This window comes from Micromonospora sp. WMMD987, from assembly GCF_029581435.1.
Classification (GTDB): Bacteria; Actinomycetota; Actinomycetes; order Mycobacteriales; family Micromonosporaceae; genus Micromonospora; species Micromonospora rifamycinica.
Map to the genome: position 1 here is coordinate 5,722,378 of NZ_CP120861.1, position 21,285 is coordinate 5,743,662.

At 73.1% G+C, this 21,285-nt stretch carries 19 protein-coding genes; 13 read left to right on the forward strand and 6 right to left on the reverse strand.

Annotated features, from left to right (window positions below; translation table 11 throughout):
- The first annotated feature begins 144 nt into the window (after positions 1-144).
- From O7612_RS24180 to O7612_RS24200, 5 genes are all read left to right on the forward strand, one after another.
- A complete protein-coding gene (locus O7612_RS24180) occupies positions 145-750 on the forward strand; it encodes a nucleotidyltransferase (RefSeq protein WP_067303019.1) in 606 nt (201 codons plus the stop codon).
- Positions 747-1,013, forward strand: coding sequence for a hypothetical protein (locus tag O7612_RS24185; RefSeq protein ID WP_282267581.1), 267 nt, complete (start codon positions 747-749; stop codon positions 1,011-1,013). Before O7612_RS24180 ends, O7612_RS24185 begins: the two co-directional genes overlap by 4 nt.
- A gap of 10 nt (positions 1,014-1,023) precedes the next feature.
- Positions 1,024-1,746 carry a metallophosphoesterase gene (locus O7612_RS24190; RefSeq protein WP_067303013.1) on the forward strand — a complete coding sequence of 241 codons (723 nt, stop codon included), beginning with the start codon at positions 1,024-1,026 and terminating at the stop codon, positions 1,744-1,746.
- Positions 1,747-1,788: 42 nt separating this feature from the next.
- On the forward strand, positions 1,789-1,932 hold the full coding sequence (locus O7612_RS24195; protein WP_007464364.1) for a GPGG-motif small membrane protein: 144 nt from the start codon (positions 1,789-1,791) through the stop codon (positions 1,930-1,932).
- 166 nt (positions 1,933-2,098) lie between these two features.
- On the forward strand, positions 2,099-2,593 hold the full coding sequence (locus O7612_RS24200) for a TspO/MBR family protein (RefSeq protein WP_282267584.1): 495 nt from the start codon (positions 2,099-2,101) through the stop codon (positions 2,591-2,593).
- Between the two features lie 85 nt (positions 2,594-2,678).
- On the opposite strand, the gene O7612_RS24205 is transcribed toward O7612_RS24200, so the two are convergent.
- Positions 2,679-3,455, reverse strand: a complete 777-nt coding sequence (locus O7612_RS24205) for a peptidoglycan DD-metalloendopeptidase family protein (RefSeq protein WP_282267586.1) — start codon at positions 3,453-3,455, stop codon at positions 2,679-2,681.
- Positions 3,456-3,732: 277 nt separating this feature from the next.
- On the opposite strand from O7612_RS24205, the gene O7612_RS24210 reads away from it, so the two are divergent.
- The 5 genes from O7612_RS24210 (at position 3,733) to O7612_RS24230 (ending at position 10,054) form a co-directional block, all read left to right on the forward strand.
- Complete coding sequence (locus tag O7612_RS24210; protein ID WP_282267588.1) at positions 3,733-5,073, forward strand: ABC transporter substrate-binding protein; 1,341 nt, start codon at positions 3,733-3,735, stop codon at positions 5,071-5,073.
- 74 nt (positions 5,074-5,147) lie between these two features.
- A complete protein-coding gene (locus O7612_RS24215; protein ID WP_282267590.1) occupies positions 5,148-6,197 on the forward strand; it encodes a sugar ABC transporter permease in 1,050 nt (349 codons plus the stop codon).
- 1 nt (position 6,198) lies between these two features.
- Complete coding sequence (locus O7612_RS24220; RefSeq protein WP_282267592.1) at positions 6,199-7,164, forward strand: carbohydrate ABC transporter permease; 966 nt, start codon at positions 6,199-6,201, stop codon at positions 7,162-7,164.
- Positions 7,165-7,235: 71 nt separating this feature from the next.
- A complete protein-coding gene (locus tag O7612_RS24225) occupies positions 7,236-8,309 on the forward strand; it encodes a LacI family DNA-binding transcriptional regulator (protein ID WP_282267594.1) in 1,074 nt (357 codons plus the stop codon).
- 113 nt (positions 8,310-8,422) lie between these two features.
- The gene (locus O7612_RS24230) at positions 8,423-10,054 is read left to right on the forward strand and encodes a glycoside hydrolase family 13 protein (protein WP_282274030.1); all 1,632 of its coding nucleotides are present in this window, start codon (positions 8,423-8,425) and stop codon (positions 10,052-10,054) included.
- Positions 10,055-10,196: 142 nt separating this feature from the next.
- On the opposite strand, the gene O7612_RS24235 is transcribed toward O7612_RS24230, so the two are convergent.
- From O7612_RS24235 to xylA, 3 genes are all read right to left on the reverse strand, one after another.
- Positions 10,197-11,609, reverse strand: a complete 1,413-nt coding sequence (locus O7612_RS24235; protein WP_282267595.1) for an MFS transporter — start codon at positions 11,607-11,609, stop codon at positions 10,197-10,199.
- Between the two features lie 261 nt (positions 11,610-11,870).
- Positions 11,871-13,406: a xylulokinase gene (gene xylB, locus O7612_RS24240; RefSeq protein WP_282267596.1), complete on the reverse strand. Its 1,536-nt coding sequence runs from the start codon at positions 13,404-13,406 to the stop codon at positions 11,871-11,873.
- Between the two features lie 11 nt (positions 13,407-13,417).
- The gene (xylA, locus tag O7612_RS24245) at positions 13,418-14,605 is read right to left on the reverse strand and encodes a xylose isomerase (protein WP_282267598.1); all 1,188 of its coding nucleotides are present in this window, start codon (positions 14,603-14,605) and stop codon (positions 13,418-13,420) included.
- 65 nt (positions 14,606-14,670) lie between these two features.
- Here xylA and O7612_RS24250 point away from each other — a divergent pair, with 65 nt between their 5' ends.
- Positions 14,671-15,933, forward strand: a complete 1,263-nt coding sequence (locus tag O7612_RS24250; RefSeq protein WP_282267600.1) for an ROK family protein — start codon at positions 14,671-14,673, stop codon at positions 15,931-15,933.
- Positions 15,934-16,096: 163 nt separating this feature from the next.
- Complete coding sequence (locus O7612_RS24255; RefSeq protein ID WP_282267602.1) at positions 16,097-17,734, forward strand: PP2C family protein-serine/threonine phosphatase; 1,638 nt, start codon at positions 16,097-16,099, stop codon at positions 17,732-17,734.
- Between the two features lie 15 nt (positions 17,735-17,749).
- Here the strand turns inward: O7612_RS24255 and O7612_RS24260 are convergent, their stop codons facing one another.
- A complete protein-coding gene (locus O7612_RS24260; protein ID WP_282274031.1) occupies positions 17,750-18,262 on the reverse strand; it encodes a MarR family transcriptional regulator in 513 nt (170 codons plus the stop codon).
- Between the two features lie 93 nt (positions 18,263-18,355).
- Between O7612_RS24260 and O7612_RS24265 the strand changes: the two genes are divergently transcribed.
- Entirely contained in the window at positions 18,356-19,489 is a 1,134-nt protein-coding gene (locus O7612_RS24265; protein ID WP_282267603.1) for a PP2C family protein-serine/threonine phosphatase, read from the forward strand.
- A 98-nt stretch (positions 19,490-19,587) separates the two neighbouring features.
- Here O7612_RS24265 and O7612_RS24270 read toward each other — a convergent pair whose 3' ends face one another.
- Entirely contained in the window at positions 19,588-21,075 is a 1,488-nt protein-coding gene (locus O7612_RS24270) for a sugar transferase (RefSeq protein ID WP_282267604.1), read from the reverse strand.
- Between the last annotated feature and the right edge of the window lie 210 nt (positions 21,076-21,285).

The window sequence follows — 21,285 nt, forward strand, 5'->3', positions numbered from 1 at the left end:
ATCCGACCCGCGCTCCCCCTCGTCCGATTGAAGCATCTTCAGTGGCTTTCGCCCGGATCAGCGACCCCGGCACAGGTGTGGGCGGGCGGACAGCCGGGTACGCAACGTCATTTCCCACCGACCATCCACGACAGGAGAGACCAGATGGCCGAGCGCGGGGACGTCAGCCTCCTGCACACCCTCAAGCGGGTCGCGGCCGTGCTCAAGCAGAACGAGATCCCCTTCGCCCTCGGCGGCAGCTTCGCCGTGTACGCGCACGGCGGCCACTCCAGCGAGCACGACGTGGACTTCCTGCTCCAGGAGGCCGACGTCGAGCGGGCCCTCCAGGCGCTCACCGACGAGGGCTTCACCGCCGAGCGCCCCCCGGAGGACTGGCTGGTCAAGGTCTACGACGACGGGCGCATGGTGGACCTGATCCACCGGCCGGTGGAGACGCCGGTGACCCACGAGACCCTCGCCGACACCGTGGTCCGCCCGGTGGACGCCATCCGGATGCCGGTGCTGTCGGCGACCCGGCTGATGGTGCACAAGCTGCTGAGCTTCTCCCAGCACTACTGCGACTTCGCCCGAGGGCTGCCGCTGGCGCGCTCGTTGCGGGAGCAGATCGACTGGGAACGGGTCCGCAAGGAGACCCAGCACTCGCCGTACGCCGAAGCGTTCCTGATGCTGCTGGACCGGCTCGACGTCGTCCCCTACGGGGGCACGCCGGTGCCGTACGCGCGCATCCCCGAGGGAAAGGAGATCCCGTGACCGAGCACAGCGTCGGCCCGCCGGACGAATACGTCGAGGCGGCGATCCAGCGGCTGCTGGCCGAGGATCCGGACGTCGCCGAGCAGGGGATCACCGTGGTCCGCCGGGAGCGGGGCCTGGTCCTCACCGGCGAGGTGGAGAGCCCGCACCGACGGGCGGAGATCCTGCGGCTGGTGGCCGAACGGTTCCCGGACGAGGCGGTCACCAGCGACATCGGGGTGATCCGCGCCCAGGCGCCGGCCCAGGTGGAGGAGCTGCCGTGAGGAGGACCCGATGATCCGGATCGCCGCCGTCGGCGACGTGCACCTGGACGCCGACGTGCTGGGCCGGTTCCGCCCGGCGCTGGAGGAGCTGCCCGACTGCGCCGACGTGCTGCTGCTCGCCGGCGACCTGACCCGGCACGGCACCGAGGCCGAGGCCCGCTGCGTCGCGCAGGAGTTCGGCGGACTGGGGGTGCCGGTGATCACCGTGCTGGGCAACCACGACCACCAGTGCGACCAGGTGCCACAGGTGGTCAAGGTGCTCCAGGACGCTGGGATCACCGTGCTGGAGGGGACCGGCACGGTGCTGGAGTGCCCCGGCGGCCGGCTCGGCGTGGCCGGGGTGAAGGGCTTCGGTGGCGGTTTCGCCGGCCGGTGCGCCAGCGACTTCGGCGAGCCGGAGATGAAGTCCTTCGTGCGTACCAGCAACGAGAGCGCGGCGGCGCTGGGCGAGGCGCTGCGCGGGCTGGACTGCGACCTGCTCGTCGCCCTGACCCACTACGCCCCGGTACCGGACACCCTGGCCGGTGAGCCGTTGGAGATCTACCCGTTCCTCGGGTCGTACCAGCTCGGGCAGGCGATCGACTCGGCACCGACGGCGCTCGCCCTGCACGGGCACGCGCACGCCGGCACCGAGCGGGGGGTCACCCCCGGCGGGGTACGGGTCCGCAACGTCGCCCATCCGGTGATCAAGCAGGCGTACAGCGTCTTCCACCTGGGAGATCAGGTCGACTGAGAAGCAGGTTTTCAGGATCGGACGGCCGGGTACTCAGCGGCCATGGAGCTGATTCTCTGGATTCTCGCAGTCGTCCTCGTGGTCGCCGGCATCCTCGCGCTGTTCCGCCGGCAAATTCTGTGGGGCATCGTCCTCATCGTGGTAGGCCTTCTGGTCGGCCCGGGTGGTGTCAGCATCTTCAATTGACGCCGGTACCCGCACCTGACCCGCCGGGATCGTCGCCTCCGGAAGCCCAGTCCTCCCAGACCGGGGCATCCGGTACCGACGATCCCGGCGTCCTGCTGTCCGGGGTCCGCCGTCGTCCCCGCGAGGTGACGGTTTTGCGGCGGCGTACCCGGGAAATATCTTGACCATGGAGACAACCCGGAGCGGCCGGCGGACCGGCACCGCGCGGACCTGGTGGGCGCTGCTCGGCTTCGGCGCGGCGGTCGCCGTCGCCGCCGCGATCGGCGGGCTGGGGGTGTCCGGCACCAGCGACGAGTACGCCGCCCTGCGACAGCCGGCCTGGGCCCCGCCCTCCTGGCTGTTCGGCCCGGTCTGGACCCTGCTCTACGCGATGATCGCGGTCGCCGGCTGGCTGGTCTGGCGGCGGGTCGGCTTCGGCCCGGCGCTCTGGGCGTGGTCGGTCCAGCTGGTGCTGAACGCGATCTGGACCCCGCTGTTCTTCGGCGCCGGCCGGTACGGGCTGGCGTTCGCCGAGATCGTGCTGATGTGGCTGGCGATCGCCGTGACGGTGGTCGCCTTCCGGCGGGTCTCCCGGCCGGCGGCGGCGCTGCTGCTGCCCTACTGGGCCTGGGTCACCTTCGCCGCCGCGCTGAACTTCTCGATCTGGCAGCTCAACCGCTGACGGTCACCGCCCCCCCCGACCGCCGACCCGGGGTGGTGCCGGTCGGGCCGGGGGCGGATCCGCCCCCGGCCCGACGGGTCGCGGCTCAGCAGCGCGGCACGTTCGGGATGTACCCGTCGTGGCCGGTGTAGACGTAGGCGTCGGCGATGAACCGGCCGGAGCCGATCCGGTCCCAGATCGAGCTGGTGCCGAAGGTGCCGGTGACCGTGGTGCCGCTGGTCTGGCAGCCGATGGTGACCTGGGCGCCGTCGGCGACCGTGTCGACCGCCGCGTAGCCGGTGCCCGGACCGGACCGGACGGTGAGCGGGCTGCCGGCGGTGTCGACCGTGCCCGACCCGGTGCCGCTGGAGCAGCCGTTCCCGCTGGTGTACGTTTTGGTGCCCCAGTACAGCGCGAGCGTGCCGTTGAACTTGACCTTGATGTCCGCGCCGTCGAGGCGCTGCTCGTAGTGCAGGTGCGGGCCGCTGGAGCCGCCGGTGCTGCCGACCCAGCCGATCACCTTGCCGTAACCGACCTTCTGGCCGACCGAGACGTTGAAGCCGTTGAGGTGGGCGTAGTAGGTCGTGTAGCCGCCGCCGTGGTCGATCCGGACGTACTTGCCGTAGCTCGTCCCGCCGAGGTCGGTGACCCGGTCGACGGTGCCCGGGGCGCTGGCGACCACCGGGTCGCCCTGGTCGTCGGTGCGGTTGAAGTCGATCGCGTTCGCCGGACTGTGGTCCGACCGGGTCTGGCCGGACCAGGACTGGTTGCAGGGGAACGGCACCTTGAACGTGGGTGCGGCGGCCCACGCCGGGCCTGCCGGGACCACCGCCCCGGCGACCAGCAGGGCTGCCGCCGTCAGGCTCCACCACCGTTGACGCATCCAACACCTCCGATGTCGAGATCCTTCGATCACCTGTGCCGAGCTTGGCAGATATCTCCATCGATGGGAAGCTTCCGAACCCCCTGGCCACCCCGGTCCGGCGCGAACGGGTGGGAGCGCACCCAGCAGCGGTGAGGGGGTTTCGTGATTGTTACCGGGCCGTGTCCGCCAGGGGGTGGACCGATCGGGATGCAAGCGCTTACATGTGGGGACGACTCATCGGACCGGCGTCGGGTTTCCCCCACCTGTGGGCGCGCCGGCAAGGAAGGAGAACGGCATGGCGTTTGCCAGATCACGCCAGGCTCTCGCGATCGCCGGCGTGCTGGGGCTGGCGCTCGGCGCCACCGCCTGTGGCACCGGCAAGGACAAGAAGAGCAGCGACGCGGGCTCGGCCGAGTGCGCCGCATATGAGAAGTACGGCGACCTCGACGGTAAGAAGGTCACCGCCTACTCGTCGATCCGGGACATCGAGGCCGACCGGCTGGCCCAGTCCTGGAAGCAGTTCGAGGACTGCACCGGCATCGAGATCGACCACGAGGGCTCCGGCGAGTTCGAGGCCCAGCTCCCCGTCCGGGTGCAGGGCGGCAACGCCCCCGACATCGCCTTCATCCCGCAGCCGGGCCTGATCAAGCGGTTCGTCGACGGCAACAACCTCAAGCCGGTCGCTGCCGCCACCAAGGCCGAGGCCGAGGCGAACTACTCCCCCGACTGGCTGAAGTACACCACCATCAACGGTCAGTTCTACGGTGCGCCGCTGGGCTCGAACGTCAAGTCGTTCGTCTGGTACTCGCCGAAGACCTTCAAGGAGAAGGGCTGGCAGACCCCCACCAGCTGGGACGAGCTGATCAAGCTCTCCGACACCATCGCGGCCAGCGGCACCAAGCCGTGGTGCGCCGGCATCGAGTCCGGTGACGCCACCGGCTGGCCGGCCACCGACTGGATCGAGGACGTGCTGCTGCGCACCGGCGGCCCTGAGGTCTACGACAAGTGGACCACCCACGGCATCCCGTTCAACGACCCGCAGGTCGTCGACGCACTCAACCGGGCCGGCACCATCCTCAAGAACGACAAGTACGTCAACGGCGGCTTCGGCGGCGTGAAGAGCATCGCCACCACCTCCTTCCAGGAGGCCGGCGTCCCGATCACCACCGGCAAGTGCGCCCTGCACCGGCAGGCGTCCTTCTACGCCAACCAGTGGCCCGAGGGCACCAAGGTGGCCGAGGACGGCGACGTCTTCGCGTTCTACTTCCCGGCCATCGACCCGGCCAAGGGCAAGCCGGTGCTGGGCGGCGGCGAGTTCGTCGCGGCCTTCACCGACCGCCCCGAGGTCCAGGCGGTGCAGACCTACCTGGCCTCCGGCGAGTACGCCAACAGCCGCGCCAAGATCGGCGACTGGGTGTCGGCGAACAAGAAGCTCGACCTGGCCAACGTGCCCAACCCGGTGGACAAGCTCTCCGTGGGCATCCTCCAGGACCCGAAGACCGTGTTCCGCTTCGACGGTTCCGACCTGATGCCGGCCGCCGTCGGCAACGGCACCTTCTGGAAGGGCATGGTCGACTGGATCAACGGCAAGGACACGAACACGGTGCTGAACGGCATCGAGAGCACCTGGAAGTGAGCTGAGACGGTGGCCCGGTCCGTGGGTACGGACCGGGCCACCGTCTGATACCGAGCCCTTGAGAGGGAGGGTCGATGGAGTTCGACTTCGCTGAGGAACAGCCGAAGTTCCTCATGCTGATGTACGGGCTGATCGCTTTCGTCGCGGTGGTGGGCGGTCTGCTCCTGCTCCTCGACGTGGTGCCAGCCTGGTTCGCCCGCCGTCGGGAGGCGCAACTGGTCGCCGCCTCGACCGGCGGTGGCCCCCTGCCCCGCCGGCGCAAGCCCCGGGAGGGGCTGTTCGCGCTCTTCTTCCTGCTGCCGACCCTGCTGCTGCTCACCATCGGCCTGGTGGTGCCCGCGCTGCGGACCGTCCTGCTCTCCTTCATGGACGCCGGCAGCACCGAGTGGGTGGGGCTGCGCAACTACAGCTGGATGTTCTCCGAGGACTCGATCGTCCGGGTCCTGCTCAACACCCTGATCTGGGTGCTGCTGGTGCCGCTGGTGGCCACCACGTTCGGCCTGCTCTACGCCGTCATGGTGGACAAGGCGCGGTTCGAGTCGGTCGCCAAGTCGCTGATCTTCCTGCCGATGGCGATCAGCTTCGTCGGGGCGAGCATCATCTGGAAGTTCGTCTACGCGTACCGCAGCGAGGACCAGGACCAGATCGGCCTGCTCAACCAGATCGTGGTCACCCTCGGCGGCGAGCCGAAGCAGTGGCTGCTGGACTCACCGCTGAACACCTTCCTGCTCATCGTCATCATGGTCTGGATCCAGGCCGGTTTCGCCATGGTGGTGCTCGCCGCCGCGATCAAGGCGATCCCCGGCGACATCGTGGAGGCGGCCCGCCTCGACGGGGTCACCCCGTGGCAGATGTTCTGGCAGATCACCATGCCCAGCATCAGGCCGGCGCTGATCGTGGTGGTGGTCACCCTGTCGATCGCCACCCTGAAGGTCTTCGACATCGTCCGGACCGCCACCAACGGCAACTACGACACCAGCGTGATCGCCAACGAGATGTACAACCAGGCTTTCCGGTACGGCGAGAACGGGCAGGGCTCCGCCCTCGCGGTCTTCCTCTTCATCCTGGTCATCCCGATCGTGATCTACCAGATCCGCAACCTGCGTCAGCAGCGGGAGGGCTGAGATGACCACCGCCACGCCCACCGTCGGAGCCGGCGCCCAGGCCGCCGGGAAGCCCACCACCGCGGCCGGCCGGGTCCGCAACCGGCTGAACAGCCGCACCGCCACCCTGGTCTCGATCGTGATCGCGCTGCTCTGGACGATCCCGACCTTCGGCCTGTTCGTCTCCTCGTTCCGCCCCGAGGCCGACATCAAGTCCACCGGCTGGTGGACGGTCTTCACCAGCCCCGAGTTCACCCTGGAGAACTACCAGGACGTGCTCTTCGGGTCCTCATCGTCGTCGGGGCAGTTGGCCAGCTACTTCATCAACTCGCTGGCCATCACCATCCCGTCGGTGCTGTTCCCGCTTGCCTTCGCCTCGCTCGCCGCGTACGCGCTGGCCTGGATCAACTTCCGGGGCCGGGACTGGCTCTACATCGCGATCTTCGCGATGCAGATCGTGCCGTTGCAGATGGCCCTGGTGCCGCTGCTGAAGTTCTTCTCCACCGGGGTCACCGTGGGCGGCGTGCAGCTGATGCCGGCCTGGGACCTGGTGGACGAGCAGAAGTTCGCCCAGGTGTGGTTCGCGCACACCTGTTTCGCCCTGCCCTTCGCGGTGTTCCTGCTGCACAACTTCGTCTCCCAGCTCCCCCGGGACCTGATGGAGGCGGCCCGGGTCGACGGGGCCACCCACCCCAAGATCTTCCGGACCATCGTGCTGCCGCTGATCACCCCGGCACTGGCAGCGTTCGGCATCTTCCAGTTCCTCTGGGTCTGGAACGACCTGCTGGTCGCGCTGATCTTCGCCGGGGGCGGCAACGAGACCGCCCCGCTCACCGTCCGGCTGGCCGAGATGGCCGGTACCCGGGGCAACGAGTGGCAGCGGCTCACGGCCGGCGCGTTCGTGTCGATCGTCGTACCGCTGGTCGTGTTCCTGTCGTTGCAGCGCTTCTTCGTGCGCGGCCTGCTCGCCGGCAGCGTCAAGGGTTGACGGCCCTCCCGCCGCCGCCCGGCAGCACCGGGTGGCGGCGGGAGGTCGGCACGGAGCGGGGGAACGACAGCGTGACGAGGATCGACGACGTGGCCCGGCTGGCCGGGGTCTCCACCGCCACCGTCTCCCGGGCGTTACGCGGCCTGCCGACGGTGTCGGCCGCCACGCGCCGCCGGGTGCTCGCCGCCGCCGAACAGCTCCAGTACGCGGTCTCGCCGAGCGCCTCCCGGCTGGCCGGCGGCCGGACCGGCACGGTCGCCGTGGTGGTGCCCCGGATCACCCGCTGGTTTTTCAGCACCGTCGTGGAGGCGGTCGAGGAGTTCCTCCACCAGGCCGGCTACGACCTGCTGCTCTACAACCTCGGCGGGCGCGAGCAGGTGCGCCAACGGGTGCTGCGCACCGCCAACCTGCACAAGCGGGTCGACGCGATCATGCTGGTCGCCACCCCGCTGCGACCGGCCGACCTGACCGCCCTGGCCGAGCTGGACCTGCCCGGCATCACCATCAGCTCCGGCAGCACGGTGCCCGGCTGGCCCTGCGTCCGGATCGACGACGTGGCGGCGGCCCGGACGGCCACCCGGCACCTGCTCGACCTCGGCCACCGGCGGATCGCCCACATCTCCGGCGACCCGACCGACGAACTCGCGTTCACCACCCACACCGACCGTCGCCGGGGCTACCAGGAGGCGCTGCGCCACGCCGGCCTGCGCCCCGACCCCAGCCTGGACATGGAGTCGCAGTTCACCATCGCCGGGGGCAACCAGGCGACCACCGAGCTGTTGGCCCGGGGCGAACCGCCGACGGCGATCTTCGCGGCCTGTGACGAGATCGCGATGGGCGCGCTGACCGCGCTGCGCGACGCCGGGCTGCGGGTTCCGCAGGACGTCAGCGTGATCGGCGTGGACGACCACGACCTGTCCGGCGTGCTCGGGTTGAGCACCATCGCCCAGCCCGCCGCCGAGCAGGGCCGGCTGGCCGCCCGGCTGCTGCTCGACCCGCTGGTCGCCGGCACCGTCGAGCCGTACGCCGGCCGGGTGCCGAGCCCCCGCGGAGCCGGTGCCGACGGCACCACGACGAGCCCGCCGGTGATCCTGCCCACTCGCCTGGTGGTACGGGAATCGACCGCGCCGCCCCGGGCACACTGAACGGATTCGACCGCGCGGTCCGGCAGGACGCGGCCGGCTCGACACGACACCCGGCTCGACACAGGGAGAAGGCTCTGAACACCGACGCGAGGCAGCAGGACCAGTCCGTGGGCGTGGCCCCCGGATGGTGGACCGAGGCCGTCATCTACCAGATCTACCCGCGTTCCTTCGCCGACTCCGACGGCGACGGCATCGGTGACCTGCCCGGCATCACCGCCCGGTTGGGACACCTGGCCGAGCTGGGCGTCGACGCCGTCTGGCTGTCGCCGTTCTACCCGTCGCCGCAGGCCGACGCCGGGTACGACGTCGCCGACTACCGTGACGTCGACCCGCTGTTCGGGAGCCTGGCGGACGCCGACACGCTGATCGCCGAGGCCCGCGCCAAGGGGTTGAAGGTCATCGTCGATCTGGTGCCCAACCACACCTCGTCGGCGCACCGGTGGTTCCAGGCGGCCGTCGCCGCCGCCCCCGGCAGCCCGGAACGGAACCGGTACGTCTTCCGCGACGGCCTCGGCCCGGACGGGGCGCAACCGCCGAACGACTGGCAGAGCGTCTTCGGCGGTCCCGCCTGGACCCGGCTCGTCGAGCCCGACGGCCGGCCCGGCCAGTGGTACCTGCACCTGTTCGACACCGCCCAGCCCGATCTCAACTGGGACAACCCGGAGATCCGCGCCGAGTTCCTCGACGTGCTCCGGTTCTGGCTGGACCGGGGCGTCGACGGCTTCCGGGTGGACGTGGCGCACGGCCTGATCAAGCAGGCCGACCTGGCCAACTGGGAGGAGCCGCAGGAGATCCTCTCCGGTAACGAGGCGGACAAGCCCCGCCCGCCCATGTGGGACCAGGACGGCGTGCACGAGATCTACCGGGACTGGCGGCGGGTGCTGGACTCCTACGACGGCGAGCGGATCCTGGTCGCCGAGGCGTGGGTGGAGCCGGCCGAACGGATCGCCCGCTACGTCCGCCCCGACGAGATGCACCAGGCGTTCAACTTCGAGTACCTGCTCGCCGCCTGGACCGCCCCCGCCCAGTACGCGGTGATCACCCGCTCGCTGGAGGCCACCGACGCCGTCGGCGCCCCCACCACCTGGGTGCTCTCCAACCACGACGTCATCCGGCACGCCTCCCGGATGGGCCTGTCGGCCAAGGGCGGCCGACCCAACGGCATCGGCATCGGCGACCCGCAGCCGGACGCCGCGCTGGGCCTGCGCCGGGCCAGGGCGGCCACCCTGCTGATGCTGGCCCTGCCCGGCTCGGCCTACCTCTACCAGGGCGAGGAGCTGGGGCTCCCGGAGCACACCACGCTGCCCGACGAGGCCCGGCAGGACCCGACCTGGGAACGCAGCGGTCACACCCAGCGCGGCCGGGACGGCTGCCGGGTGCCGATCCCGTGGGAGGCCGACGCCCCGTCGTACGGCTTCGGCCCGACCGACGCGAGCTGGCTGCCGCAGCCGTCGCTGTGGGCCGAGTACGCGCTGGACCGGCAGCAGGGGGTGGCCGGCTCGACCTACGAGACGTACCGCACCGCGTTGCGGCTGCGCCGCGAGCACGGCCTCGGCCGGGGCACCCTGGGGTGGCTCTCCTCCGGCGACGAGGTGTTGAGCTTCCGCAACGGCGGGCTGACCGTGCTGACCAACTTCGGCGCCGCCGCGGTGCCGCCGCCGGCCGGGGAGCTGCTGCACAGCAGCGCGCCGCTGGACGCCGACGGCCGGGTTCCCACCGACGTGACCGTCTGGGTCCGCCACTGACCGACGCCCGGCCCCCGGGCCCGGCCCTGGACGACGACGCCCGGCCGGGTCCGGGGGTCGGGGGCCGGCCCGGGGGGTCGGCGGGCACAGCGGTGGTCGGGTGCCCAGCGGTGGTCGGGCGGCTCAGTGGTGGTCGGGCGGCTCAGTGGTGGTCGGCGCGGCGGTGCAGCAGGTCGCGTACCGCCGCGATGTCGTGCGGCGAGGTGCGGGAGGCCAGCCAGTACATCAGCCCGGTGGGAATGAAGAAGAGCTGGAACGCGGCCAGCCCGACGGCGTAGTTGAGCGGCGGCGGGAAGGCCGCCCGCAGGCTGTGGAACACCGCCCCGACCAGGCCGTTGCCGGCCGCCCGCCCGACCCCGTTCACCAGGTTGCCCAGGCTGTACACGGTGCCCCGGTGCTCCGGCGGGTTGACGTCGGCGATCAGGGCGAACCAGTTCGGCGAGTTCGCCGAGGTCAGCGCCAACGCCACCAGGGCGGTCAGCAGGCTCAGCCCGACCGTCGGCTCGGTCACCACGCTAGCCAGCACGGCACCCACCACCGCGCCGGTGCCGCCGCCGTCGGGCACGTCGATCCGGATCGGCACGAAGAACAGCACCAGGTAGAACGGCAGCGCCGCGAGGATGCCGACCGCCGCGACCAGCGCCCGGCCCCGGGGGGTACGCCGTTGCAGCGCGTCCCCGGCCAGCCCACCGAGGATGGAGAACACCCCGCCGAGCTGGAAGAGGGTCGCGAAGACGCTGCCCACCACGACCGCCGTCGCCGCCGAGTAGCCCTGCCCCTGCGCCCGCTCGGCGAACAGCACCGGCAGCCACACCAGCGAGCCGAACGCCGCCTGCGCGGTGAGACCCTGGAGGATCAACCAGCGATTGGTCCGCCGGCCCAGGATGCGCGGCAGGTCGGCCCGGGTGATCCGGTAGTCGTACTCGACGCCGGCGTCGATCGCCCCGGCCAGCTCCGGCTCGCTCTGCCCGCGCCGGATGTCGTACGTCAGCAGGTAGGCCACCGTGGCGGCCAGGCCGACCACGGTGAGCAACAGGAACGGGCGTCGCCAGTCGGCGGCACCGAGCAGCCCCCCGGTGAGCGTGCCGGCCAGCGTGCCGACCCCCTGGGACAGTCCCCAGAAGCTCATCACCAGGCCCCGGCGACGCGGCGAGATCAGGTCGGTGACCACGGAGAAACCCACCGAGCCGACCGCGCCCAACCCGACCGCGGCGACCAGTTGCGCGGCGAGGAAGGTCGGGAACCCGGTGGCGAACGCGCTGCCGCCGGTGCCCGCCGCCCAGACCAGCGTGCCCACCATCAGCAGCGGCTTGCGGTTGGTCCGGTCGCCGACGTACGCCCAGCCCACCGCCGCGACCGCGCTGACCAGGAAGCTCACCGCCGTGACCAGGCCGAGCGTCCGCTGCGGCACCCCCAGCGCCCCGGAGATCGGCCCGTACAAGGGGGGCACCAGGCCGATCGCCACGTTGTCCAGCGAGGCGAGCACCACGAACACCACGACGCTGTAGACGCGGTGCGCCGCGTTCCCGCGCCGGGGGAACCTGCTAGCGGTCATGTCCGGCAGCCAACCAGGTAGCGGCACCGGTCCCGCGAGCGCCCCCGCCGGGCCGGCGGCACCACCCGGACGACCTCCCCGGGGAGCGGCCCACGGCGGGCGGCCCACGGCGGGCGGCCTCGGTCGCGACCGACCGCCGGGCCGGAGGCCGCGCCGCCGGGCCGGAGGCCGCGCTGCGGGGCCGCCGGTCACCGCGGTCGGTCGCGGCCGGTGACCGACCCCCGTGCGTCGGTCACCGGCCGGCGACACCGGTCCGGGCGGTCACTCCCCCGCCGCGGCCACCTCGTCGGGCTTTCCGGTCGCGGTCACCGGGTCGGCTTCCCCGCCCGCGGTCACCCGGTCGAGGATGTGGTCGCGGGCCTCGGCGTACCGCTGCCGGATGGCGGGGACGGGCTCCGCCGCGTACTCCTCGGTCTCCTGCACCGCCCAGGTGGGCGGCTGCTCCCCGCCCAGGGCGACCCAGGCGGCCTGGCGGGCCGCGCCGTCCGCGACGTACTCCCCGGGCGGGGGGACGACCACCGGACGGCCGAAGACCTGCGGTGCGATCCGGCGGACCGCGGCCGAGCGGGCCCCGCCACCGACCAGGATCACCCGCTCGACCGTGGCCCCCTGGGCGACCAGCGCGTCGAGCCCGTCGGCCAGCGCGCAGAGCATCCCCTCCACCGCCGCCCGGGCCAGGTGGGCCGGGGTGGCGGTGCGCAGGGTCAGCCCGTGCACCGAGCCGGTGGCGGTGGGGCGGTCCGGGGTCCGCTCCCCCTCCAGGTAGGGCACCATGACCAGGCCGTCCGCCCCGGGCGGGGCGGCCAGCGCCAGCGCGGACAGCTCGTCGAGGTCGACGCCGAGCAGCGTCGCCGCCGAGTCGAGCACCCGGGCCGCGTTGAGCGTGCAGACCAGCGGCAGGAACCGGCCCGTCGCGTCGGCGAAGCCGGCCACCGCGCCACCGGCGTCGGCGGCCGGGGTGTCCGCCACCGCGAAGACCGTGCCGGAGGTGCCGATCGAGACGACCACGTCGCCCGGACCGGCCCCCACGCCCAGCGCTGCGGCGGCGTTGTCCCCGGTACCGGGGCCGAGCAGGATCTCCCCGCTGCCGGGGCCGGCGGCTCCGACCGGGGCCGCCGGGCCGCCGGCCAGCACGGTCGGGTCGAGCACGCCGGCCCGCTCGGCCGGGCCGAGCACCGTGGGCACCTCGACGACCCGACCGAACGCCCGTTCCAGCAGGTCGGGTCGGTACTGTCCGGTGGCCGGGGACCAGTAGCCGGTGCCACTGGCGTCACCCCGGTCGGTGCGCAGCGCCGCCAGGCCGGGGGCGCCCGCCAACCGCCAGGTCAGCCAGTCATGCGGCAGACAGACGGCGGCGACCCGGGCGGCCCGCTCCGGCTCGTGCCGGGCCAGCCAGCGCAGCTTGGTGGCGGTGAAGCTGGCCACCGGGACCAGGCCGACCGCGTCGGCCCAGAACCGGCGGCCGGTCTCCCCGTCGCCGGCCTCGGCGATCAGCTCCCGGGCGGCGTCGGCCGACCGGGTGTCGTTCCACAGCAGCGCCGGCCGGACGACCTCGCCCGACCCGTCCAGGCAGACCATGCCGTGCTGCTGACCGGCGACCGACACGGCCACCACGTCGGCCAGCCCGCCGGCCGCCTCGACGGCGGCCAGCAGGGCATCCCACCAGGCCCGTGGGTCGACCTCGGTGCCGTCCGGGTGCGGCGCGCGGCCCTGCCGGACCAGCGCGCCGGTCTCCGCGTCCCGGATCACCACCTTGCAGGACTGGGTGGACGAGTCCACCCCGGCGACGAGCGGCATGCCGGGCCGCCTCAGCGTGCGCCGAGCAGGTGCTCGACGGCGAGCTGGTTGAGCCGGACGAAGGCGAAGCCCTTGGCGGCCGTCGCGTCCACGTCGAACTCCTCGAACGCGGACCGGTCGGCGAGCAGCCCGGCGTAGCCCTCACCCTCGCCCAGCGTGGGACTGGCCAGCTCGCCGACCTTGCTGGCGGCGAGCGCCTCGACCACCTCCGGGTCGGCTCGGAAGGCCGCCGCCCGCTCCTTGAGCAGCAGGTAGGTCGCCATGTTGGCCTCGGCCGACGCCCACACCCCGGCGATGTCCTCGGTGCGGGAGGGCTTGTAGTCGAAGTGACGCGGGCCGTCGTACGCCGGGCCGCCGTTGGGGCCGCCGTTCTCCAGCAGGTCGACCAGGGCGAACGCGTTCATCAGGTCACCGTGGCCGAAGACCAGGTCCTGGTCGTACTTGATGCCGCGCTGGCCGTTGAGGTCGAGGTGGAACAGCTTGCCCTGCCACAGCGCCTGGGCGATGCCGTGGGCGTAGTTGAGGCCGGCCATCTGCTCGTGCCCGACCTCCGGGTTGAGGCCGACCATCTCGGGGCGGGCCAGCTCGGAGATGAACGCCAGGGCGTGCCCGACGGTGGGGAGCAGGATGTCGCCGCGCGGCTCGTTCGGCTTGGGCTCGATGGCGAACCGCAGGTCGTAGCCCTGGTCGACGACGTACTGGCAGAGCACGTCGACGGCCTCGCGGTAGCGGTCCAGCGCGGCCCGGATGTCCTTGGCGACGTCGTACTCGGAGCCCTCCCGGCCGCCCCACATGACGAAGGTCTTGGCGCCCAGGTCGGCGGCGAGGTCGACGTTGCGCAGCACCTTGCGCAGCGCGTAGCGGCGGACGTCGCGGTCGTTGCTGGTGAAGCCGCCGTCCTTGAACACCGGGTGGGTGAAGAGGTTGGTGGTGACCATCGGCACGACCAGGCCGGTCTCGTCGAGGGCCTTGCGGAACCGGGCGAGCTGGGCCTCCCGGGCGGCGTTGTCGGCGCCGAACGGGATCAGGTCGTCGTCGTGGAAGGTGATGCCGTACGCGCCCAGCTCGGCGAGCCGGTGCACGGCCTCGACGGCGTCCAGCTCGGGGCGGGTGGCGTCGCCGAACGGGTCACGGGCCTGCCAGCCCACCGTCCAGAGCCCGAAGGAGAACTTGTCGGCGGGGGTGGGACGGGGTGCCATGGCAGACCTCCGGTGATGATGGTGGCGGTGGTGTGGTGCCGCAATTTGTTCAGTGGTTGAATTAAATGGCCGGGCTGTGGCACTGTCAAGGGGTGACCGAGACCCGGACCGTCGGCGCGGTCCGCCAGGGAAGCCTGCGCGAACTCAACCTCGCCGTGGTGCTGCGGCGGATCGCCAACACCGCCCGGCCTCCGTCGCGGGCCGAGATCGCCGCCGACACCGGGCTGACCCGGGCCACCGTGTCGGCCGTCGTCGACGACCTGATCGCCGGCCGGCTGGTCACCGAGGCCGACCCCGCGCCCCGCACCGGCGCCGGCCGACCCGCCCGCGGGCTGCTGCTCGGCGACACCGGCCCGGCCGGGCTCGGTCTGGAGGTCAACGTCGACTACCTGGCCGCCTGCGTGGTCGACCTCACCGGCGCGGTCCGGCACCACGAGGTACGTCGGCTCGACCTGCGCCCCCTGTCCCCCGCCGACGCGCTCACCGCCCTGGTCGCCCTGGCCCGACGGGCGCGCGACGCCGCCGACGCCGCCGGGCTCGGGCTGGCCGGGGCGGCCCTGGCCGTGCCGGGGCTGGTCGACTCCCGGGGACTGGTCCGGCTCGCCCCCAACCTCGGCTGGCGGGACGTGGACGTGCCGGCCCTGCTCGCCGGTCACCCCGCCCTCACCGGCCCGGTCGACGGGGTGCCGCCACTGGTGGTGGAGAACGAGGCGAACCTCGCCGCGCTGGGCGAACTGCACGCCCGCCCCGGCGGTCCGGAGAGTTTCCTGCACGTCTCCGGCGAGATCGGCATCGGGGCCGGGATCGTCCTCGACGGTGCGCTGTTCCGGGGCGCCCGCGGCTGGAGCGGCGAGCTGGGCCACGTACCGGTGGACCCGGGTGGTCCCACCTGCCGCTGCGGTGCCCGGGGCTGCCTGGAGACGTACGCCGGGCAGGAGGCCGTGTTGGCGGCGGCCGGGCTGGCCGGCGCGGACCTGCCCGCCGACACCGCCGCCCACCGGCTGGCCGACCTGGCCGGCACCGGCGATCCCGCCGCGCTCGCCGCGTTGCGGTCCGCCGGCACCGCCCTGGGGGTCGCCGTCTCCGGCGTGGTGAACCTGCTCGACCTGGACACCGTCGTGCTCGGCGGCGGATACGCGACCCTCGCGCCCTGGCTGTGCCCGCCGGTGCTGGCCGAACTCGACGACCGGGTGCTCACCAGCGGCTGGTCCCCGGTGACGGTCCGCCCGGCGGCGCTCGGTGCCGAGTCCGCCGCCGTCGGCGGGGCCGGTTCGGTGGTCCGTCGGATCATCGCCCGCCCGTCCGGGTGGCTGTCCCGCCCCGGGTGAGACCACCGGGTGCTGGGCGATCGTCGCCCCGCCTCGGTACGCTTTCCCCTCGGCAACGATTTTCCACCGAGGAGAGCACTTCCAGCATGCGCACAGGTCGACAGGCCGACGCGCCCGGCCACCGACGGTGACGGCGACCCACCGGGACGGGTCCGCCGACCCGGTGAGCGCAGGTGCCCGGGCGGCGCGCACGCCGGCCGACCCCCGGGCGGGCCAGCCGGCACCGACCGACCCGCAGCTCGCCCGGGAGTTGCTCGACGGCCTCGCCGAGGCGGTGCTCACCACCGACCACGCCGGCCGGGTCACCCTGACCAACGCGATGGCCGCACGGCTGCTCCCGGAGCTGTCCCCCGGCACCGACCTGGCCGGCAGTGCCGTGCCGGCGCTCGCCCGAGCGGTCGCGCAGGGCGCCCGGACGTTCGACGCCGAGCACCACGGTCGGCGGTTACGGGGCACCTGCCGCCCGCTGGCCGCCGGTGGCTACGCCTGGTACCTGCGGGACGTCACCGACGACCAGGCCCGCGCCGACGCGCTGCTCGCCGAACGTCACCGCACCGCCTTCCTGGCCCGCGCCGGCAGCCGGCTCGGCCTCTCCCTCCACCGGGAACAGACGCTGCGGGCCGCGGTCACCCTGCCGGTGCCCTACCTGGCGGACGCCGCGCTGGTCGTGCACCGCCCTCCGCACCCGGGCGGGGATCCGCCGAGCTGGCTCCGGTACGCCGACGGCGAACCCGGCCCGGTCGAGGTGCCCGGCGGCGCGGAGCTGGCCGGTGCGGTCCCCCGGCTCGGCGAGGCGCTCGGGGGCGGGGCCACCGGTGGCCCCTGGCTCGACACCGACCCGGCGGCGCTGGCCACCGTGCTACCGACGGCCTTCGGCCGCCCCGGCGCCGTGCTCGTCGCCCCGATGCCCAGCGCCGGCGGGCCGGCCGGCGCGTTGCTCCTGGTCCGGCGGGCGGACCGGGCCGGCTTCGACCAGCGCGACATCGGCCTGGTCAGGGAGTTCACCGCCCGCGCCGGGTCCGCGATCGCCGCCGCCGAGCTCTACGGCGAGCAGGCGCACCTGGCCAGGGTGCTCCAGCACAGCCTGCTGCCGCCGCGGCTGCCCCGGGTGCCGGGGGCCACCCTCGCCGGCGGTTACCGGGCCGCCGGGGACACCCTGCGGATCGGCGGCGACTTCTACGAGGTCTTCCCCACCGCCACCGGCGCGCTGTTCGCCCTCGGGGACGTCTGCGGCAAGGGGGTCGGCGCGGCCGTGCTCACCGGGCGGGTCCGCCAGTCGTTGCAGACCCTGCGGCTGGTCGAGCAGCGCCCCCGGGAACTCGTCGAACTGCTCAACCGGGCGCTGTTCGACTCCCCCGACACCGCCCGGCGCGGGCAGTTCACCACCCTGCTGCTGGGCACCACCGAGCCGGAACCCGGTGGTGGGGTGCTGGTCCGCGTCGCCGGTGGCGGGCACCCGTCCCCGCTGGTGGTGCGCGCCGACGGGAGCGTCGTCGAGGTCCGGGTGGGCGGGATGCCGATCGGGGCGTTCGCCTGGGCGACCTTCGCCCAGACCGAGGTCCGGCTGGCCCCGGGGGAGCTGCTGCTGGCGTACACCGACGGGGTGACCGAGGCGCGCGGCGGCACGGCGGCGGTCGAGATGTTCGGCGAGCGCCGGTTGCGCCGGGCGCTCGGCACGCTGTCCGGGCTGCCGCCCACCACCGTGGTCGACCGGCTGTTGCGCCTGGTCGACGAGTGGCTGGGCGGAGAGAGCCACGACGACATCGCGATGCTGGCCATCTGCGCGGCCGACGGTGCCTGACCGGTTCCGCCGGGGTCAGGCCGAGCGGACCGTCGACGGGCCGTCCGGGGACCTGCGGGGTCGGACCGGCGGGGGTGCCGCCGACCGGAACCCGGCCACCGGGCCGGTGGCCCGCTGCCGGGCCCGCGCCGCCCGGTCGAACTCCACCAGCCCGTGCAGCAACGCCTGCCGCCCCTCGCCGCTCATCTCGGCCAGCACGTCGGCGAGCCGCTGCCGGCGGTCCCGGCGCAGCTCGGCGAGGAGGCGGACCGCCTCCGGGGTCAGGTGCAGGGCGATCTCCCGCCGGTCCACCCGACCCGGTTCCCGCTCCAGCATGCCGGCGGCGACCAACCGGTCGCAGAGCCGGCTCGCCGACGAGAGCAGCATGTCCAGCAGGGTGGCGAGCCGGCGCAGGTTGATCCCGTCGTGCCGTTCGACGACCATGACGGCGCGCAACTGCGCGCTGGACAACCGGCTGGTGGTGCCCTCCCGGGCCGCCTCCCAGACGGACAGCAGGGCTCCCGTCGCGGCGTCCAGCTCGGCGACCATACTCACGTCTGGTCCGTGCGGACCGTTCACTTCGGCCATGGTGAGCTTGAGACTACCCCCCTTACCAGGGGATCTACGCTGTCAGGAGGCGTGATGACCAGCGGAGGCGAGGCCCAGGCCCGAAGGGCGCTGACCGAGGCGCCGGCGGACCTGTTGCTGGACCGGCTCGCCGACCAGCTGGCCCGGTCCCACCGGATCACCGGGGTGGAGCTGTTCCAGGTCGACTACCGGCTGTCGGTGCTGCTGCCGCTCGGGGACGGCGAGCCGCTGACCGCACCCGGGCACCCGGGCTGGCGCTGCTTCGACCACCAGCAGCCGGTGCTCACCGACGGCACCGGCTGGTTCCCGGTCGGGATGCGGGGCGAACGGCGCGGAGTGCTGCGGTTGAGCCCGGTGCCCGACGACCGGACGACCGTCGGGGAGTTGACCCGCATCGCCACCGCCCTGGGGCACGAGTTGGCCGCCGTCACCGCCGGCACCGACGTCTACCGCGCCTCCCGCCGGGCCCGCCGGCTCACCCTCGCCGCCGAGATGCAGTGGGAGCTGCTGCCGGGGCGGAGTCGGGACCGGCCCTCGTTCCGCCTCGCCGGCCAGCTCGAACCGGCGTACGCGGTGCGCGGGGACAGCTTCGACTGGTCCGACGACGGGGACCGGTTGTGGCTGTCGACCATCAACGGCACGGGTGAGGGGGTGGCCGCCTCGATGCTCACCGCGCTGGCCACCCACGCACTGCGCAACGCGCGCCGGGGCGGGCTCGACCTGGCCGACCAGGTCGCCCTGGCCGACCAGGCGATCTACGCCCTGCACCGGGGCGAGCAGCACCTGTCCGCCCTGGTGATGGAGCTGGACCTGGCGTCCGGCGGGTTGACGGTGGTGGACGCCGGCTCGCCCCGGCTGGTGCTGCTGCGCGGCGGCGAGGTCAGCGAGCAGACGCTGGACAAGCAGTTCCCGCTGGGGATGTTCGAGGACACCGACTACCGGTCCCAGCGCTTCGACCTGCGCCGCGACGACCGGCTCTTCGTGCTCAGCGACGGTGTGATCGACGCGACCGACCAGCACGTCCGCTACGGGGAGACGGCGCTGGACCGGTTCCTGCGGCGGACCGGCCCGATGACGCCGTTGGACGCGGTCCGCTCGCTCATCGGCGACCTGCGCGCCTTCGTCGCCGGTGACCTGATCGACGACGCGGTGGTGGTCTGCCTGGACTGGACCGGCCCGCAGCCGTGAACCGGGCGGGGCGGGGCAGTGCACCGGGCGGGCCGTGAACCGGGCGGGGCCGTCGACCCGGCCGGGCCGGGACCGACGCCGGGCGGCGGGGGCGGGGGTCAGTAGGCCCCGCGGCCCCGCAGCACCGCGCCGAAGGTCTTCCACAGGATGGTCAGGTCGGCGGCGAGCGACCAGTTCTCCACGTAGTAGAGATCCAGCCGGATGCCGTCCTCCCAGCTCAGGTCGGACCGGCCGCTGACCTGCCAGAGGCCGGTCATGCCGGGCTTGACCAGCAACCGGCGGGCCACGTCGCCGTCGTAGCGGGCCACCTCGGACGGCAGCGGCGGGCGGGGGCCGACCAGGCTCATCTGGCCGAGCAGCACGTTGACCAGCTGGGGCAGCTCGTCGACCGACCACTTGCGCAGCAGCCGACCGATCCGGGTGACCCGCGGATCGTCGCGCATCTTGAACATCAGCCCGTTGGTCTCGTTGCGGGCGACCAGCTCGGCGAGGAGGGCGTCGGCGTTGACCACCATGGTGCGGAACTTCAGCACCCCGAACTCCCGGCCGCCCTGCCCGACCCGGGTCTGCCGGAACAGCACCGGCCCCCGGCTGTCCAGCTTGACGGCCAGCGCGATCACCGCCACCAGCGGCAGCAGCAGCGCCAGCGCCAGCGCGGCGGCGGACCGGTCGACGAACTCCTTGACCACCTTGCGGGCACCCCGGAACTCGGGCGCCTCGACGTGGATCAGCGGCAGACCGGCCACCGGCCGGGTGTGGATCCGGGGACCGGCCACGTCGGTGAGGGCCGGGGCGACGACCAGGTCGATCCCGGTGCCCTCCAGCTGCCAGCCCAACCGGCGCAGCCGGGTCGCGGTCAGCTCGCCGGACGCGGTGACCGCCACGGTGTCCGCGCCGATCGCGCAGGCCGCCTCCGGGATGCCCCGCAGGGAGCCCACCACCGGCACGTCGCTGAGCCGCTGCGGTACCGGGGCGAGCAGGGCGTCGGGAATGCACGCGCCGACCACGTGGTAGCCGGCGTACGGCTCCCGCCGCAGGGTGTGCACCAGCTCGAGCACGTGTGCGGTGTCCCCCACCACCAGGACCCGGCGGGACCAACCGTCACCCCGGCAGCGTGCCCGGTGCAGTGCCTTGCGGGCCGCGAACCGGGTGGCCACCAGGCCCACCGTGCCGACGGCGAAGGAGATGCCGAGGAAGCCCCGGGAGACCCCGACGTCGAAGATGTAGCCGGCGATCGCCACCCCGCCGGCGAGGCGCAGACTGGCCCCGCTGACCCGCCGGTACTCGTCCGCGCCGTAGCCGAGCACCCGGTCGTCGTAGCAGCGCAGCGCCTTCAGCGAGATCAGCCAGACCAGCACCAGGGCCGGCGCGACCAGCACGTACGGGATCTCGGAGCCGCGCGGCACCGCGTCGCCGAACCGGGTGGCGTAGCCGGCGAGGACGGCGAACGACAGCACGGCGGTGTCCAGCACCACCAGCGTTCGTACGTAGCCCCGTTGGCTGGTCCGGGACCGGGTACCCGTCGACCGGCCACCGGGTGCCGACGACGGGGTGCGGACAGGCGTGGACAGCGTCGCCGAGGTCACCCAACCTCCCCCACATCACACTGGTCAGCTCCGAGCCGGATGCTCACCTCTGGAGGGGGCCGCCGGCCGGAACGCTCCCGACATCCTGCCCCACAATGATGCTCACCTATTGCTTCGGACACATTACTGTCAGTTTTCTTTCGCCGCCGAGGCGGAGAAATCCCACCACCGCACCAATTCTCACCGAATGCGGTGGCCCATGTGCACTGT

Bases quoted from the DNA above. Each gene is read 5' to 3' on its own strand.
- O7612_RS24210 (WP_282267588.1), top strand. From the start codon at position 3,733: ATGGCGTTTGCCAGATCACGCCAGGCTCTCGCGATCGCCGGCGTGCTG.
- O7612_RS24195 (WP_007464364.1), top strand. From the start codon at position 1,789: ATGGAGCTGATTCTCTGGATTCTCGCAGTCGTCCTCGTGGTCGCCGGC.
- O7612_RS24200 (WP_282267584.1), top strand. From the start codon at position 2,099: ATGGAGACAACCCGGAGCGGCCGGCGGACCGGCACCGCGCGGACCTGG.
- O7612_RS24260 (WP_282274031.1), bottom strand. From the start codon at position 18,262: ATGGTCGCCGAGCTGGACGCCGCGACGGGAGCCCTGCTGTCCGTCTGG.
- O7612_RS24205 (WP_282267586.1), bottom strand. From the start codon at position 3,455: ATGCGTCAACGGTGGTGGAGCCTGACGGCGGCAGCCCTGCTGGTCGCC.
- O7612_RS24190 (WP_067303013.1), top strand. From the start codon at position 1,024: ATGATCCGGATCGCCGCCGTCGGCGACGTGCACCTGGACGCCGACGTG.
- O7612_RS24235 (WP_282267595.1), bottom strand. From the start codon at position 11,609: ATGACCGCTAGCAGGTTCCCCCGGCGCGGGAACGCGGCGCACCGCGTC.
- O7612_RS24220 (WP_282267592.1), top strand. From the start codon at position 6,199: ATGACCACCGCCACGCCCACCGTCGGAGCCGGCGCCCAGGCCGCCGGG.
- O7612_RS24265 (WP_282267603.1), top strand. From the start codon at position 18,356: ATGACCAGCGGAGGCGAGGCCCAGGCCCGAAGGGCGCTGACCGAGGCG.
- O7612_RS24250 (WP_282267600.1), top strand. From the start codon at position 14,671: ATGGCCGGGCTGTGGCACTGTCAAGGGGTGACCGAGACCCGGACCGTC.
- O7612_RS24215 (WP_282267590.1), top strand. From the start codon at position 5,148: ATGGAGTTCGACTTCGCTGAGGAACAGCCGAAGTTCCTCATGCTGATG.
- O7612_RS24180 (WP_067303019.1), top strand. From the start codon at position 145: ATGGCCGAGCGCGGGGACGTCAGCCTCCTGCACACCCTCAAGCGGGTC.
- xylB (WP_282267596.1), bottom strand. From the start codon at position 13,406: ATGCCGCTCGTCGCCGGGGTGGACTCGTCCACCCAGTCCTGCAAGGTG.
- xylA (WP_282267598.1), bottom strand. From the start codon at position 14,605: ATGGCACCCCGTCCCACCCCCGCCGACAAGTTCTCCTTCGGGCTCTGG.